We start from the raw sequence: 16,021 nt of genomic DNA on the forward strand, positions 1-16,021 counted from the left end.
CTCAGGCACTCTGGAAGAGATCCGTCTCCGCGTTGTCGAGAATCTGCTGCAGGCGTAGGCCGCGGCGCGCATCCAGGTGGTGCGGCGTTCCATGCTCGATCGCCGCCGAGAACTCCGCGACCATTGTCGCGAACGTGTCGGGTCCGACTGCCGCGGCGCAGTCCACGGCGGCGGCGCCTCCTGGTCCGAAGACCTCGACCTCGGCACGGTTCGTCCCATCTTTCGCGGTGGCGCAGATCGACGCCTCGCTGAAGCGACCACCCTCGTGCTCGAGGAGGAGCCCCACCCAGCCAAGCGGATCACCGTGGGCGCGGACGCCAACGATGTGGCCGAGGGCGGCATCGAGGAGGTCGACGAGGTCCGGCCCCTGGTCGAGCAGGACGCCGCGTTCCAGTCGCCAGCCGGCGGCCGGCGGCCCGGCCGTGAACGTGTCCGTGATGATCCGCCCGTTGCCGCCCTGCGGCCTGGTCCGTGGAACGCTGACGGTCAGGAACCGCCGGACGGCGGAGGTGTAGCGCCAGGTCAGCGCCACCTGCGAGATGACGCCCGACGAGAGCACCGCGTTCGAGAGTTCCTCGGCCCCCGTGAGGTCGCCCGCGATGGGTTTCTCGAGCAAGACCGCCTTGCGTCGCATCGCGGCCGCTGAGGCAAGGTCAACTTGCACCAGAGGGGGGACGGCGAAGGACACGCCGTCGCAGTGGTCGAGCAGGTCGGCATAACGTTCGTACGCCGGCACACCAAATCGGCCGGCCAGGCTCTGCGCGGCCGCTGACGAACGGGCCCAAATGCCAGCGAATCGCACCCCCGGAGCCGCCGCGAGCGAAGGGGCATGGACCCCCGAGGCCCGCTGCCCCGCGCCGACAAGTCCGATGGCGACGCTCACAACCTCACTGTAGGCACGCTCACGCACCTGCTCTGGCGGGCGCATCACCCGACCAAACGCGGGGTCTGATTCCCGCCAGCGTCCAACGGCGGTGCGGGCAATGATCGACGTCATGAATCGACTCGAGGGAAACATTGCCTTGGTAACCGGCGGAAGCCGGGGCATCGGCGCCGCCGTGGCGCTGCGGCTGGCTGAAGAAGGCGCGGACGTCGCGCTGACGTACGAGAACAGCGCGGAGCGCGCCGCCGGCATCGTCGAACACATCAAGGCTCTTGGACGCCGGGCGCTGGCCATCCAGGCGGACTGTGCGGTCCCCGAAGCACTCACCGCCGCTGTGGAGGAGACGGCTGGGACATTCGGCCGAATTGACGTTCTGGTCAACAATGCTGCCGTCTTCCTCGTCGGCGCACTCGAGGACCTCGGGACAGCAGAGATCGATCGCACCTTGGCGGTCAACATTCGAGCACCGTTCGTGGCCTCCCAGGCGGCGGCGCGTCACCTGGGTCAGGGCGGTCGCATCATCAGCATCGGGAGCAATGTGGCCGAACGCGCGGTCTTTCCGGGCCTTGCGTTGTACTCGATGAGCAAAACGGCCCTCATCGGGATGACCAAGGGTCTTGCCCGCGAACTCGGGCCGCGTGGAATTACGGTCAATCTGGTGCACCCCGGGCCGACCAACACCGACGCCAACCCTGCGGACGGCCCCAATGCCGCGGCGATCGCCGGCTTCACGGCACTGGGCCGTTATGCGGAAGGGGCTGAGATCGCCGCCGCTGTAGCGCACCTGGCCAGCGCCGACGCGGATTACATCACGGGAGCTGCGATCAACGTCGACGGAGGGTTCGCGGCCTGATCAACGGGCTCGACGGCGCGCGCTCGGGTCGTCCTGGAGCGCGCTCACCCGCTCATTCCCGCAAGGATGGGTCCCTGAGTGGTGTCCCGCGTGGCATCGTCAAGGTGAGATTGCCTTGAGACAGCTACCGGGAGGCATCATGACGAACTCCCTGCGCGTCGTCGGCCTCGGTGGATCTTTGCGGACCGGATCGACCAGCCTGACGGCGTTGGGTGTGACGCTCGAAGGCGTCCAGGCCGCGGGCGCGGAATCGCGGCTGATCGCCCTCCGCGAACTCGACCTGCCGTTGTACAGCCCGGAGCACAGCGTCCCTGAGAAGGCGCGCTGGTTCGCCGAGACGGCCTACCAGGCGGACGCCATGGTTTGGAGCACGCCGACGTATCACGGCTCAGTCAGCGGAGCGCTCAAGAACGCCCTGGACTGGTTGATCCTGCTGGCCGACCGCGAACCCCCCTACCTTTCCAACAAGCCGATCGGACTGGTGTCAACGGCGGGTGGCGTCCAGGGCCTTCAGTCGGTGAACACGATGGACTTCATCGTGCGTGCTCTGCGTGGCTGGGCCGTGCCACTGGTCCTCCCCGTGGGGAAGTCCTGGAAGTCCTTCGATCCCGAGGGCCGGCTGATCGACGAGACGATCGCCGATTCCCTACGTGGACTGGGCGGTGAGGTGGTGCGAGCCGCGAGGCAGTTCCGGCACGAGGGGACGTGTGACTACGCGGAGTCCCGTCAGTTCGCCGCCCCGGCGCCGGCATAACGGCGTCTCGCAATGACCATGATGCTGACACCGAAGAGTACCGCTGCCAGGCCGACAGCACCGGCGGCGCCGGTGAGTCCGGAGATTGCCGCGAGGACCGCGGCACAGAAGATCTCGCCGACGTACTCCGCCTGTGCGAGAAACGAGTGCATGGTAGCCCTCACATCGCTTGTGGTGCGACGGTTCACCCAGATCGTCGTCACGGTGCGGACGAGCGGCATGGCGATCCCGGAGGCAATGAGAACGGCCGTGATGGCGAAGGTGAGGTTGGGTGCGAGTCCTAGGATCCCGAGACCGACCACGCCTGCCGAGCACGCGAGGAGCATCGCGCCGCGAGCTCCGTGCTCGGTGTGGATACGGCGTTCCACGGCGTAGAGCGAGAGCGCTCCAGTGATCAGGCCAGCGATGCCAAGAGCGGTGAACCACGCCGTTCCTGAGCTGTCTGACGGGAATCCGAGGTTGGCCAGCTGCACGGGATAGATTCGCCCGAAGGAGTCGGCGGCGCCGTTGACGAGAACAGTCACGATCACGAGAACGAGGATGGTGCGGTCCCGCATCGCCAGCCCTGCGCCCCGGCGGGCGATCGCCATCGCAGCGCGCCAGCGACGGGTACGGATCGGTACGAAGTTGCGTTCCGGGAATGTCACCGCGACCACCACGCCAAGGAGGAGCATCGCGATCCCTGCCGCGACGATCGCCACCGGGCGTCCGATAACCGAGGCCAAACTCCCCAAGGCAATCATGCCCACGGCCGCGCCGATGAGTTGCCAGCGCGCCTGGCGGGTGAGCACCCGGTGGATCGTCTTTGGCTGGTTGAGTTCATCGGTGATCCAGGCGACATCCGCACCACTGGAGAACGTCCAGGAAACGCCCCAGAGCATCTGTGACAACATCAAGGCGATGAACCCTGGGAACAATCCCGTCGTGATCATTGCCGTACCCATGAGCGCGTGCGCGACCACGATCGCCCACTTACGACTGACGGCATCCGCCACCACCCCGGCAGGCAGTTCGAAGATCACCGATGCGACGCCCTGAGCCGACGCGATCATCAGGAGCTGCGCGGGAGACAACCCCGCATCGACGACCATGTACAGGCTTACGACGAGCCACCATCCGTTGTGCAGCACCGCGCGAGCGCCGATCCAGCAGAGGAAGAGGTTCACGAGCCTGTTGCTGGTCATCGCGCGGCCCCGACCTGCGTCACGATTGCGTCCAGCAAGGCCAGTCGAAGGCATAGAAACAAACTCCACGGCAAGGTAGAGGACACAGTTCACCCGCGTAAGCGGTCAGCTTGGGACTTGCCCTAGGAGTTCATGGTCGGACAACTTAGCGGGGCCCCGAGGCGGCGACAACCCAGTTTCAAGCCGGGTGCTGTCGACCCATCCACGGGTCATCGGCCCCAGGCTCAGGCGGCCGGCCCCTGCGACATCTTGGGGATGACGCTCCGGCCGTATGCCGCGAGGGTCTCGTCGGGCTGGTCATGCATGAGATACAACGCGAACTGGTCGACGCCGATGTCCGCGAGCTCCTCGAGGCGTTCGATATGCGCGCTCTCCGGACCCAGGAGGCAGAACCGCTCGATGATCGCGTCGGGAACGAAGTCGGTGGACGAGTTGTCCGCCTTGCCGTGGTGGGAGTAGTCGTACCCCTTCCGGCCGGCGATGTAGTCGGTCAGGGCATGGGGAATCGGGCCGTTCGTGCCGTAGCGCGCGACCAGATCGGCGACGTGGTTGCCAACCATCCCACCGAACCACCGCAGCTGGTCGCGCTGGTGGGCTGGGTTCGTCCCGACGTATGCCGGCGCAGCCACACAGATCGTGATCTCGGCCGGGTCGCGGCCGGCGTCAAGGGCGGCTTGACGCACGCTGCCGATTGTCCACCGGGCGATGTCGGGGTCGGCCGTCTGGAGGATGAAGCCGTCGGCCGCCTCACCGACGAGCCGGAGAGCCTTCGGTCCGTACGCCGCGAGCCAGATGGGAAGCCGCCCGTCCCGTACCCACGGAATCCGGACGGGAACGCCGTGGTGGACCACCTCGCGTCCCTCCGCGAGTTCCCTGATGACCTGCATGGACGCACGAACTGACTCGAGGGTGGCCGGCGGCTGGCCGATCACCCGGCGCGCCGAGTCGCCGCGGCCCAGCCCGCAGACCGTGCGGTTGCCGAACATGTCGTTGAGGGTCGCGAACATCGAGGCGATGACGGACCAGTCCCGGGTGGCGGGATTGGTGACCATCGGCCCGACTGTCATGGACGAGGTGGCGGCGAGCATCTGCGAGTAGATGACGAAGGGTTCCTGCCACAGGACATGGGAGTCGAAGGTCCAGCCGTACGTGAAACCGTGCCCCTCGGCGAGCCGCATGCGTTCGACGACCTGGCGCGCGGGTGGATCGGTCTGTAACACCACTCCGAACTCCATCGAGTTCCCCCGGATCTGTCGCAGGACACCAGACGAGATGTCGCAGCACCTAAACGAGATACTGGCAGAATTCGCGGGCGAGGAAACTCCCGTGGCCGGCCCGGCCGTGAAACTCCCCGGCGTCAACCACCACCTGCCCGCGGGAGAGCACCGTCTCGACCCGGCCGGTGATCTCCATGCCTTCGTACGCCGAATAGTCGACGTTCATGTGGTGGGTCTTCGCCGAGATGGTCTGCCGCGCGGTCGGGTCGTAGACCACGATGTCGGCATCGGATCCCGGAGCGACTGTGCCCTTGCGTGGATAGAGCCCGAACATCCGTGCCGGCGTCGTGGAGCTGATCTCCACCCAACGCGGCAGGGAGATCTCGCCGCGGACCACACCCTGGTGGAGGAGGTCCATCCGGTGCTCGATGCCGGGAATGCCGTTCGGGATCTTCGAGAAGTCACCACGGCCGAGTTCCTTCTGCTCCTTGAAGCAGAACGGGCAATGGTCGGTTGACACCATCGAAAGATCGTTGGTACGCAGGCCCCGCCACAGCTCCGCCTGGTGCTCCTTCGGGCGCAAGGGCGGGGAGGCGACGTACTTCGCGCCCTCGAAGCCGGGCCGGCCGAGATCGTCGAGGGAGAGGAAGAGGTACTGCGGGCAGGTCTCGGCGAAGACGTTCTGCCCCCTGTCGCGGGCGGCCGTCACCTCGGCAAGTGCTTCGGCCGCCGACAGGTGGACGATGTAGAGGGGCGCGCCGGTCACCGACGCCAGGGTGATCGCGCGGTGGGTCGCCTCGCCCTCGAGCGCGGCGGGCCGGGTGAGCCCGTGATGGACGGGATCGGTGTGGCCCGCGGCGAGCGCCTGGGCGACCAACTGGTCGATGGCGATGCCGTTCTCGGCGTGCATCATGATCGTCGCGCCGGTTTCCCTGGCCCGGTGCATCGCTCGCAGGATCTCGCCGTCGGTCGCGTAGAAGACACCGGGATAGGCCATGAACATCTTGAAGCTCTTGACCCCGGCGTCGATACAGCCGTCCATCTCCTTCAGGGTCGCGTCGTTGACGTCTGACACGATCATGTGGAAGCCGTAGTCGATGACCGCCTTGCCAGCGGCCTTCTCCTGCCAGCGCTCGAGCGTGGTGAGCAGCGAGCCGCCTTTGGGCTGGACGGCGAAGTCGATGATTGTTGTCGTACCACCCCACGCGGCCGCGGTCGTGCCAGTCTCGAAGGTGTCGGAGGAGAAGGTGCCACCAAAGGGCATCTCGAGGTGGGTGTGGGCGTCGATCCCGCCCGGCAGGACGTAGCGACCCCTCGCGTCGATGGCCCGGTCGGCGCTCGACTCCCAGGCGTCGGCAAGTCCCGACTCGGGCGAGGCGACCGCCGCGACCCGCTCGCCGACGACGAGGATGTCGGCCGGGCTGGCGCCGGTGGTGCTGACGAGGGTTCCGTTACGGATCACGATGCTCATGAAGCGCTCCTCACGGGTGGTGGCTCGCCCTCGCGGCTCGCTCTCACGGTCTGACCAGAGTGTCGTAGGTTTCGGGCCGGCGGTCGCGGTAGAAAGCCCAGAGATCGCGGACTTCGGCGAGCACGCCCAGATCGAGGTCGCGGACCACCACCTCGTCGTCGGTGTCAGAGGCCGCGGAACCAATCAGCTGGCCACGCGGGTCGACGAAGTACGACTGCCCGTAGAAGTCGTTGTCACCAAGGGGTTCGGTGCCGACTCGGTTGATGGCGCCGATGAAGTACTCGTTGGCGACCGCCGCGGCGGGTTGTTCGAGTCTCCAGAGGTACTCCGAGAGCCCGCGGCTGGTGGCGGACGGATTGAACACGATCCGGGCGCCGGCCAGTCCGAGCGCTCGCCAGCCTTCGGGGAAGTGGCGTTCGTAGCAGATGTAGACACCGATCCGGCCGACGGCCGTGTCGAAGACGGGATAGCCGAGGTTGCCGGGCCGGAAGTAGAACTTCTCCCAGAACCCCTTCACCTGCGGGATGTGGTTCTTGCGATGTTTCCCGAGATAGCGCCCGTCGGCGTCGATCACCGCGGCCGCGTTGTAATAGACGCCGGGCTGCTCCTCTTCGTACATCGGAACGATGAGGACGACGCCGTGCTGGCGGGCGACCTCCGCCATGAGCTGGGTGGTCGGGCCGTCGGGGATCTGCTCGGTGAAGGAGTAGTAGTCGGCGTCCTGCACCTGGCAGAAGTAGGGGCCGTAGAAGAGTTCCTGCAGGCACACCACCTGCGCGCCTTGGGAGACCGCCGTCTGGATGTGGTTGACAGCGTTCTGGATCATGGATTCCTTGTCGCCGGTCCATCGCTGCTGGACGAGCCCGGATCGCACGATGTCTGCCACGTGAGTTCTCCTGTCAGTCTTGAACGCCGGCCGCCGGAACCGCGGGAGGAGGGGTCGGCCGGATCGCCGACAGCACCAGATACAAGGCGAATCCGGTCACCAGGCCCACCACCCAGCTGTAGTCGTACATCGGCTTTATCCACGGCAGCAGGCCGTCGGCCGGGAAGGGTCCCTTGCCGGGCGCGGAGTAGGCACCACCGACCGCGAGTACCGCACCCAACACGGTCGCTACGACGGCGCGCCAGTTCCATCCCCGGTCGTACCAGTAGCGTCCGCCCACACGGTAGAGGTCCACGAGGTCGAGCCTGGTCCGGTCAAGGAACCAGTAACCGGCGATGAGCACCCCGGCCACCGACGCGAGCACGCCACCGTAGAAGCCAAGCCAGGCGAAGATGTAGACGTTCGGGTCAGAGATCAGGCGCCACGGCTGGATGAGGATGCCGATCACCCCGGTGAGCAGCCCCGCGGTGCGGAAGGTCAGCCAGCGGGGGAGGGCGTTGGAGAAGTCGTACGACGGACTCACGACGTTTGCCGCGACGTTGCACGACATCGTGGCCAGGATCGCCATGACGAGCCCGACGATCACGATGACCGGGTGGTCGAAGCGCCGGGCCACCTCGACGGGATCCCAGATCGCCTCGCCGTAAACCACGATCGTGCCGGACGTGACGATGATCGACACCAGGGAGATGAACGACATCGTGGTCGGCAGCCCCAGCACCTGCCCGATCACCTGGTGGCGCTGACCCGCACTGAACCTCGTGAAGTCGGGCATGTTGAGGGACAGCGTTGCCCAGAAGGCGATCATCCCCATCAACGATGGCCAGAAGACGGTCCAGAAGTCAGCGCCCCAACCCAGCTTGGAGGGTTGGGCGAAGATCGGGCCGAACCCGCCGGCCTTGGTGACGATGTAGACCAGCAGGGCGAGGAAGGCCACGGTGACCAGGGGAGCGGCCCAGTTCTCGAACCTTCGCAACGCGTCGATCCCGCGCGCAATGAGGACCATCTGGACCAGCCAGAAGAAGCCGAAGCTGAGCCAGAGTGTCCAGGGTTGGCCGGCGTACCTCGTCGCGTCGAGCCATCCGCTGCCGGCGAGGTTGCCGACGATCACGAAGATGGCCTGGCCACCGACCCAGGTCTGGATACCGAACCATCCGCAGGCGATGAACGCCCGCGCCAGCGCCGGCAGGTTGGCACCGCGTACGCCGTAGAAGGCGCGTGCGAACACGGGGAAGGGAATGCCGTACTTCGTACCCGCGTGGCTGTTGAGCAGCAGCGGAACGAGCACGATGAGATTCGCCAGCGTGATCGTGAGGAACGCCTGCAGCCAGTTCATCCCGATGGCCACCAGGCCGGAGGCGAGCAGGTAGCTCGGGATGTTGTGGGCCATGCCCATCCAGAGCGCGGTGTAGCTGTACGTCGTCCAGCGGCGCTGTTTCACCGGAGTCGGAGCCAGCTCCGCGTTGGTGAAGGTGCCGGAGATCACGGAGGGGTGACGAAGCTCCACCCGGCCATCGGGGTGGACGATCTGATCCGGTGCTGCGGTGGTCTGCATATCGTCGTTCACCCGCTTTCTGGTTAATGCCGGCGGGATCCTGGCCGGTCGACACGCTCCTCATCCTGGGGTGACCGGCCACTTGCGAGGGTTACGGCGATATTAAAGCGTCAGGCACGGACACTTCGGGAAAACGACGCAGCCCACGCAGTCAGGGCACGGCTGCCACCACCCGCAGGGCGGGGGCCCCGGCCTACGGCGCGGGGCCCCTCGACGTACTTGGTGTGTCTGGTCTCAGGGGACGTCGACCGGGAGAGGGGCACTTGATGTCACGTTGCCCGAAGGATCCGTCGCCTTGATGACGTACGTGTGCGGCCCGGAGGACGGGATGAGTTCCATGAAACCGTCGTCGTAGACCTGCAGCGGGGTCGACGTCGCCCCGGTGGCGACTCGACGGTCGGGGTAGAGCAGCCCGCCGTCGATGACGATCGTGTATTCGACGATTCCCGAGTTGTCGGTCGAGGCGTCCCAGACGAGGTCGGCGCCCTCCACCCGCGGATTCGCTGGCGCGGTTGGCGGTTGGTCCTCGATCGAGGCGGTCACCGGTGCGCTCCACGTCGAGACGTTGCCCGCCCCGTCCCGGGCGCGTGCTCTGAACGTGTAGGCCTGGTTGCTGGCGAGCCCCCGGATGGTCCAGTACGCCTCCGGTTGGGACGCGTTGAACTCCCAGGTGTGCGAGCCATCGGTCACCTCGTACACCCCGGTTCCAACGTCATCTGCCGCGATGGTGTGAGCGAGTGAAACGGAGGTGGGGGTCTGCCGCGCCTTCCACACCAGTGGGGCCTCGGGCGGCTGGGTGTCGGGCAGCGTCGTCCCGGCGACCACGTTGCTCGCGGCCGAGGCGACGTAGGTCCAGTCGTTGGTGGTGTAGATCGCGTAGACGTACACCGTGTACGCCGTGTCGGGTGCGAGATGGTCCACGACACCCGTCGTGGTTTGGCTGGCTCCGGCGCGCGTACCTCCGGCCGGATCGGTCGCCACCAGTTGGTACGAATCGAATCGCAGGTCGGTGCGGCCGGTCGGTGCGGTCCATTCGAAAGTCAGGCCCGTCGTCGCGGACCCGTTGACCCGCAGGCTGGTGGGCGCCGGTGGTTTGGTGCCCACCGCCGCGGACGCCGAGCCTGGTCCGGCTGCGGCCACCAACCCGAAACTGGCGACGAGTAATCCGACCGCCGCCATTCGTGCTCGTCGTGACCCGATCATGAATCCCCTCCTGAACGAATCGCCTACAGAGGTGGGCACGCAGAGGGTGCGGAGGTTGGTTCAGAAGGTGTCGAAATCGTGACCGACCGCCGTCGGACCGCCGTCGGACCGCCGTCGGACCGCTGTCTGACCGCTGTCTGACTGGCGTCCGTCAGGCGGGCCGGCGGAAATCCAGGTGGGGGTGCTTGGCGGCATTGCCTATCCTTGCCCCTGTATGGATACGCCGCCGCGATCGTCACTGGCCCAGCTGCAGGCACGCCTTCCCGATCTCACCCTCCGTGATCAGTGGCGTCTGCGGCGCCGCATCGACGGCGTACGCAAGGTTCGCGCCGCTGAGGCCCGCCACACCGCGCTCGACCAGATCGCCGCCGAGATCGAGCGGGCCGAGCAGCGGATCGCGGAGCGGCGTGCTGGCGTACCAGCGATCAGCTATCCGCCCGAGCTTCCGGTCAGCCAGAAGAAGGACGATCTCCTCGCCGCGATCCGCGACCACCAGGTGGTGATCGTCGCCGGCGAGACCGGCTCGGGCAAGACCACCCAGCTGCCGAAGATCTGCCTCGAGCTCGGCCGTGGAGTGCACGGTCTCATCGGCCACACCCAGCCGCGCCGGCTGGCCGCGCGCACGGTGGCCGAGCGGATCGCGGAGGAGCTGGGTACGCCGATCGGCGCGGCTGTCGGCTGGAAGGTGCGGTTCACCGACCAGGTGAGCAACGACACCCTGGTCAAGCTGATGACCGACGGCATCCTGCTGGCGGAGATCCAGACCGACCGGATGCTCCGGCAGTACGACACCCTCATCATCGACGAGGCGCACGAACGCAGCCTCACCATCGACTTCATCCTCGGCTACGTCAAGCAGCTCCTGCCGAAGCGGCCTGACCTGAAGGTGATCATCACCTCGGCCACGATCGATCCGGAGCGCTTCGCCCGGCATTTCGGCGACGCCCCGATCGTGGAGGTCTCGGGCCGGACCTACCCCGTCGAGGTGCGGTACCGCCCGGTCGTGGACGAGTCCGACGAAGCTGGCGAGGTGGATCGCGACCGCGACCAGACCCAGGCGATCTGTGACGCGGTCGACGAGCTGTGCGCCGAAGGCCCGGGCGACATCCTTGTTTTCCTCAGCGGTGAACGCGAGATCCGCGACACCGCCGACGCCCTTGCTCGGCAGAACCTCCGCAACACCGAGATCCTGCCGTTGTACGCCCGGCTGTCCGCGGCCGAGCAGCACCGCGTCTTCCAGCGGCACACCGGACGCCGGGTGGTGCTCGCGACGAACGTCGCGGAGACCTCGCTGACGGTGCCGGGCATCAAGTACGTCATCGACCCGGGCACCGCGCGGATCTCCAGGTACAGCCATCGCACGAAGGTCCAGCGGCTGCCGATCGAGGCCATCTCGCAGGCCTCCGCCAACCAGCGCAAGGGCCGCTGCGGGCGTACGTCGGATGGCATCTGCATCCGGTTGTACTCCGAGGAGGACTTCGTGTCCCGCCTGGAGTTCACCGACCCCGAGATCCTGCGGACCAACCTCGCGTCCGTGATCCTGGCGATGGCCGCCGCCGGGTTGGGCGATATGGCGGCGTTCCCGTTCATCGACCCGCCCGACCGGCGCAACGTCAAGGCAGGCGTCCAGCTACTGGAGGAGCTCGGGGCACTCGACGGCACGGGTGACAAGCAACGCTTGACACCGTTGGGGCGCCGGCTCGCGCAACTCCCGCTTGACCCGAGGCTCGCGCGGATGGTGCTGGAGGCCGACCGCAACGGCTGCGTACGCGAGGTGATGATCATCGCCGCGGCGTTGTCGATCCAGGACCCGCGCGAACGCCCGTTGGAAAAGCAGCAGGCGGCCGACGAGAAGCACCGGCGGTTCGCCGACCCCGACTCTGACTTCGTGGCGTACCTCAACCTGTGGAACTACCTGCGGGACAAACAGAAGGAGCTGTCGTCCAACCAGTTCCGCAAACTCTGCCGGGCGGAGTTCCTCAACTACCTGCGGGTGCGGGAATGGCAGGACATCGCGAGCCAGCTCCGCCAGGTGGCCAAGACGATGGGGATCTCGCTCAACTCCGCGCACACCACCATCGACCCGCAGCGGATCCACCTGTCGCTGCTGTCCGGCCTGCTCTCCCACATCGGCCTCAAGGAAACCGAGAAGAAGGACGAGAAGGCCGGGCAACGGCAGGGGCGTCGGTCTCTGGACTACCTCGGCGCGCGGGGTGCGAGGTTCGCGGTCTTCCCGGGATCGGCGTTGTTCAAGAAGCCCCCGCAGTGGGTGATGGCCGCCGAACTCGTCGAGACCTCGCGCCTGTGGGGTCGGGTCGTGGCCCGGATCGAACCCGAATGGGCCGAGTCCCTGGCCACGCATTTGGTCAAGCGCAACTACAGCGAGCCGCACTGGTCGAAGAAGCAGGGTGCGGTGCTGGCGTACGAGAAGGTGACGTTGTACGGCGTACCCCTCGTGGCGCAGCGCCGGGTCAACTACGGCCGGATCGATCCCGAACTCTCCCGGGAGCTCTTCATCCGCCATGCCCTGGTGGAGGGCGACTGGGAGACCCACCACGCGTTCTTCCATGACAATCGCAAGCTGCTCGAGGAGGTCGAGGACCTCGAGCACCGCGCCCGTCGGCGTGACATCCTCGTCGACGACGAGACGCTTTTCGCCTTCTATGACGAGCGGCTCGGCGCGGAGGTGGTCTCGGGCGCGCACTTCGACAGCTGGTGGAAGAAGGTACGCCGCGACCAGCCGGATCTGCTGACGTTCTCGACGTCGATGCTGATCAACGACGCGACCGGCGGCATCCGCGAGTCCGACTACCCGGATGTCTGGCGGCAGGACGGCCTTGCCATCCCGCTCACCTACCAGTTCGAGCCAGGCGCCGATGCGGACGGCGTGACCGCTCACGTCCCGCTCGCGATCCTCAACCAGATAAGCGCGGAGCGGTTCGAGTGGCAGATTCCTGGTTTGCGGGAGGAGCTTGTCACCGAGCTGATCAGGTCGCTCCCCAAGCCGATCCGCCGTAACTTCGTGCCGGCGCCCGACTTCGCCCGGGCGGTGCTCGCGCGGGTCACGCCCGGCAACGAACCCCTCCTTCCCACGCTTGAACGCGAGTTGCAGCAGTTCAGCGGCGTGCGAGTGCCGCGCGAGGCATGGCAACTCGATCGCGTACCCGATCACCTGAAGGTCACCTTCCGGGTGCTCGACGACAAGAACCACCCGCTCGCCGAAGGTAAGGACCTGGCCGCGCTGAAACATCGGCTGAAGGGCAAGCTTGCCTTGACGCTGGCCAAGACGGCGGACGGTATCGAACGCCGCGGGTTGAGGTCGTGGACCATCGGCAGCCTGCCGCGTACCTTTCAGCAACGGCGTGGTGGCTATGCCGTGCAGGCCTTTCCCGCGCTCGCGGACGAGGGCGGCAGCGTGGCGGTGCGGCTGTTCGAGACCGAGGCCGACCAACAGCGGGCGATGTGGGAGGGCTGCCGCCGCCTGCTGCTGCTCAACCTCCCGTCACCCGTCAAGTACGTGCTGGAACGCCAGACCAACCAGGCGAAACTCGCGATGAGCCACAGCCCGCATGGCAGCGCGGGTGCGTTGTTCGACGACTGTGTGGCCGGTGCGGTCGACAAGTTGATGGCCGACGCAGGTGGTCCGGCGTGGGACCAGGCGGGCTTTAAGAAGCTTCACGACGCGGTTCGTGCAGATCTGCACGACGTGGTGCTCGACACGGTGGCCAAGGTCGCGGAGATTCTCGCGGTCACGCACGAGATCGAACGCCGGTTGAAGAGCACCTCCAGCCTGGCGTTGGTGCCGGCGTTCTCCGATGTCAAGGAGCAGTTGGCAGGGCTCGTCTTTCCGGGGTTCGTCACCGCTGCGGGCTGGGCGAGGCTGCCGGACGTGCTGCGTTACCTGCGGGGGATCGAGCGCCGCCTTGACCGGGTTTCGTACGACCCCAACCGCGATCGCGAGCGGATGCAGAAGGTCGCGCAGGTCCAGCAGGCCTACCAGCAGGAGAAGAGCCGGCTGCGACCGGAGCGACAAGCTGATCCGGACGTGACGCGGATCCGGTGGATGATCGAGGAACTCCGGGTCAGCTATTTCGCGCAGGTTCTCGGGACGCCTGCGCCGATCTCCGACAAGCGCATCCTCAAGGCGATCGACGAACTCAGAACCTGAACAGGCTCACGCCCTGAGGCGACTGCGCAACCAACGCAGTGCTGCGTGCCCCTGTGCCGCCTGGAACGCCCGCAGGGTGGGCAGCCCTGGGGGAGCGGGCCGGCGGGCGTGTTCGAGGAAGAATCCCGTGAGTGCCACCAGCACGGCGGTGACGGCGTCCGGGTCCGCGCCGTCAGCGACGGGGTGATGGTCGAAAAGCTCTTCCGGCGAAGGGCCACCCTGCATCGCCACGCTCGGCAGCATCGCCAGCAGGTCGAACCACGGTGTGGTGGTGCAGGCCCACGGCCAGTCGACCACCACCACGCGGTCGTGGGTGAGGAGCACGTTGTCGGCGCGTAGATCCGCGTGGGCGAGGGTGGTGCCAGCGGCCGCGTCGCTCCAGCGAGACTCCCAGGCGGCCAGGTCGGTGAGGTGCTGGCGCGCCCATGGGTCGAGCCCCGTCAAGTCGTCCTTGCCGGTCTGGTGGGCCTCGGCCAGTCGGTGCCAGCCGGCGAACGACTCACTGAAGCGCTCGGCCGCCGGGGGCACCTCGATCGGGCTCGGAGTCAGCGTGACCGCAAGGTCGTGGACGGCGTTCATCACCCGGTCGAGTTCTGTTCGATCCCAGGGCTGACGTGGTGTCGTACCCTCGACGTTCTCGTACACCAGCACCACCCAGCCGGCCTCGTCGAAGGAGGCGAGCAGGCGGGGCGCGGGAGCCGCGACTGGCAGCGCCGCGGCGATCCGCGCTTCGGAGCGGTGGATGTCAGGGCTTTCCGGGTTGGGTTCTGGGCCGACGGCTTTCACGAAGGCGCGGGTGCCGTTGTCAAGGCGTAGTTTCGCCGCGACGCCGGGAGAGAATCCGCCCGGCTGGGTGACCGACTCCACGACCCTGCTGCCAAGGTGGTCTTCGACGGCGGCCTGGAGCGCGGCGGGAATGGCGGACCAGGGCAGCCGTACCCCCGTCGCCGGTGGCGAGCCGGCTGTCTCGTGTGGTGGTGACGCGGCTTGGGGCCCGGCTGGCGGCGAGCCGCCGGGCGGGGATCCGGCTGGGAGTGACGCGGCTGGGGGGTTGACGACCTGCGCGACGGACTGGTCCACGGTGAAGCCCTCTCTCACCCCGCGCATGCTGTCATCCGGTGCTGGTGCCCGCAACTGAGTTCGCGTTCCTCGGCGGCGCCACCGCCAGAACGACCACCGTCGGGGTGGCCTTGCGGAGTAGGGGTCCGTAGCTCGAATCGCTTTGTAAATAAGGGCTCTTGTGGTCGCCGTCAGTTGCAGTGACGATCTTGGCGGGGTAAGATCGAACGTATGAGCGACGGCGATGGTGTGCGGATCTCACCGCTTCCGCCCGGGTTTGGCGACATGCTTCCCGGTCCGGAGTTGGTGGCGACGTTCGCTGCTGTCGATCGGGACGCCTGCAACGGGTTCGAGCTTGGCGTGTTGCTTCAGGTCGCGCGGAAGATCGCCTGCTGGAGCGAGTCTTTGTGTCTTGCTGTGACTGCTGTGTTGGCGCACTGCCCGCCGTGTTTCAAGGATGGTGAGGCGGAGCGGTCGTCTGTGCCGGAGCCGCGGGCGGCTGAGTTGTTGGCGCCGATGTTGGGGTGGACCAACTACCGCGCCGACCAGTTCATGCTCATCGCCTTGGCGTTGACCGACCTGCCGAACACTCGCGGTGCGTTGGAACGTGGTGAATTCGAATTCTCCGAGGTGCGGACGATCGTCGACCGGCTCACCCTCCTACCTCCAGTCGATCGTGCGGCGATGGATGAGGCGATCTTCCCCGAGGTGTTGAAACTGCGGGGCGGGCTGCTACGGCTCTATGTTGAAGCCGAAATCATCAAGGTGGACCCGGAGGCGGCGAAAGA

At 66.9% G+C, this 16,021-nt stretch carries 11 protein-coding genes and 1 pseudogene; 4 read left to right on the forward strand and 8 right to left on the reverse strand.

Annotated features, from left to right (window positions below):
* Position 1 precedes the first annotated feature (1 nt).
* Positions 2-997: a Gfo/Idh/MocA family protein gene (locus B141_RS0133565; RefSeq protein ID WP_020579571.1), complete on the reverse strand. Its 996-nt coding sequence runs from the start codon at positions 995-997 to the stop codon at positions 2-4.
* On the opposite strand from B141_RS0133565, the gene B141_RS0133570 reads away from it, so the two are divergent.
* A complete protein-coding gene (locus B141_RS0133570; protein ID WP_020579572.1) occupies positions 984-1,736 on the forward strand; it encodes an SDR family oxidoreductase in 753 nt (250 codons plus the stop codon). The two genes, B141_RS0133565 and B141_RS0133570, sit on opposite strands and share 14 nt — an antisense overlap.
* 139 nt (positions 1,737-1,875) lie before the next feature.
* Positions 1,876-2,490: an NADPH-dependent FMN reductase gene (locus B141_RS0133575; RefSeq protein WP_020579573.1), complete on the forward strand. Its 615-nt coding sequence runs from the start codon at positions 1,876-1,878 to the stop codon at positions 2,488-2,490.
* On the opposite strand, the gene B141_RS0133580 is transcribed toward B141_RS0133575, so the two are convergent.
* From B141_RS0133580 to B141_RS0133605, 6 genes are all read right to left on the reverse strand, one after another.
* Positions 2,463-3,674: an MFS transporter gene (locus tag B141_RS0133580; RefSeq protein WP_020579574.1), complete on the reverse strand. Its 1,212-nt coding sequence runs from the start codon at positions 3,672-3,674 to the stop codon at positions 2,463-2,465. The genes B141_RS0133575 and B141_RS0133580 overlap by 28 nt on opposite strands.
* A 224-nt stretch (positions 3,675-3,898) precedes the next feature.
* The gene (locus tag B141_RS0133585) at positions 3,899-4,909 is read right to left on the reverse strand and encodes a TIGR03842 family LLM class F420-dependent oxidoreductase (protein ID WP_020579575.1); all 1,011 of its coding nucleotides are present in this window, start codon (positions 4,907-4,909) and stop codon (positions 3,899-3,901) included.
* A gap of 49 nt (positions 4,910-4,958) precedes the next feature.
* Positions 4,959-6,362 carry a dihydropyrimidinase gene (gene hydA / locus B141_RS0133590; protein ID WP_020579576.1) on the reverse strand — a complete coding sequence of 468 codons (1,404 nt, stop codon included), beginning with the start codon at positions 6,360-6,362 and terminating at the stop codon, positions 4,959-4,961.
* A 43-nt stretch (positions 6,363-6,405) separates the two neighbouring features.
* Complete coding sequence (locus B141_RS0133595; RefSeq protein ID WP_020579577.1) at positions 6,406-7,248, reverse strand: nitrilase-related carbon-nitrogen hydrolase; 843 nt, start codon at positions 7,246-7,248, stop codon at positions 6,406-6,408.
* Positions 7,249-7,261: 13 nt separating this feature from the next.
* The gene (locus tag B141_RS0133600) at positions 7,262-8,815 is read right to left on the reverse strand and encodes an NCS1 family nucleobase:cation symporter-1 (protein ID WP_237742871.1); all 1,554 of its coding nucleotides are present in this window, start codon (positions 8,813-8,815) and stop codon (positions 7,262-7,264) included.
* A gap of 222 nt (positions 8,816-9,037) precedes the next feature.
* Positions 9,038-10,006, reverse strand: a complete 969-nt coding sequence (locus B141_RS0133605; RefSeq protein WP_084678685.1) for a fibronectin type III domain-containing protein — start codon at positions 10,004-10,006, stop codon at positions 9,038-9,040.
* 214 nt (positions 10,007-10,220) lie between these two features.
* On the opposite strand from B141_RS0133605, the gene hrpA reads away from it, so the two are divergent.
* A complete protein-coding gene (gene hrpA, locus B141_RS0133615; RefSeq protein ID WP_020579581.1) occupies positions 10,221-14,174 on the forward strand; it encodes an ATP-dependent RNA helicase HrpA in 3,954 nt (1,317 codons plus the stop codon).
* A gap of 6 nt (positions 14,175-14,180) precedes the next feature.
* On the opposite strand, the gene B141_RS0133620 is transcribed toward hrpA, so the two are convergent.
* Positions 14,181-15,281: a phosphotransferase family protein gene (locus tag B141_RS0133620; protein WP_020579582.1), complete on the reverse strand. Its 1,101-nt coding sequence runs from the start codon at positions 15,279-15,281 to the stop codon at positions 14,181-14,183.
* 183 nt (positions 15,282-15,464) lie between these two features.
* On the opposite strand from B141_RS0133620, the pseudogene B141_RS0133625 reads away from it, so the two are divergent.
* Positions 15,465-16,021, forward strand: a pseudogene (locus B141_RS0133625) (DUF222 domain-containing protein); the annotation flags it as partial.

The organism is Actinopolymorpha alba DSM 45243, from assembly GCF_000373925.1.
GTDB classification, from domain to species: Bacteria; Actinomycetota; Actinomycetes; order Propionibacteriales; family Actinopolymorphaceae; genus Actinopolymorpha; species Actinopolymorpha alba.

What these genes read in the sequence shown, in the direction of transcription:
- B141_RS0133570 (WP_020579572.1), top strand. Translation starts at nt 984, where the DNA reads ATGATCGACGTCATGAATCGACTCGAGGGAAACATTGCCTTGGTAACC.
- B141_RS0133565 (WP_020579571.1), bottom strand. Translation starts at nt 997, where the DNA reads ATGACGTCGATCATTGCCCGCACCGCCGTTGGACGCTGGCGGGAATCA.
- B141_RS0133575 (WP_020579573.1), top strand. Translation starts at nt 1,876, where the DNA reads ATGACGAACTCCCTGCGCGTCGTCGGCCTCGGTGGATCTTTGCGGACC.
- B141_RS0133580 (WP_020579574.1), bottom strand. Translation starts at nt 3,674, where the DNA reads ATGACCAGCAACAGGCTCGTGAACCTCTTCCTCTGCTGGATCGGCGCT.
- B141_RS0133585 (WP_020579575.1), bottom strand. Translation starts at nt 4,909, where the DNA reads ATGGAGTTCGGAGTGGTGTTACAGACCGATCCACCCGCGCGCCAGGTC.
- hydA (WP_020579576.1), bottom strand. Translation starts at nt 6,362, where the DNA reads ATGAGCATCGTGATCCGTAACGGAACCCTCGTCAGCACCACCGGCGCC.
- B141_RS0133605 (WP_084678685.1), bottom strand. Translation starts at nt 10,006, where the DNA reads ATGATCGGGTCACGACGAGCACGAATGGCGGCGGTCGGATTACTCGTC.
- hrpA (WP_020579581.1), top strand. Translation starts at nt 10,221, where the DNA reads ATGGATACGCCGCCGCGATCGTCACTGGCCCAGCTGCAGGCACGCCTT.
- B141_RS0133620 (WP_020579582.1), bottom strand. Translation starts at nt 15,281, where the DNA reads ATGCGCGGGGTGAGAGAGGGCTTCACCGTGGACCAGTCCGTCGCGCAG.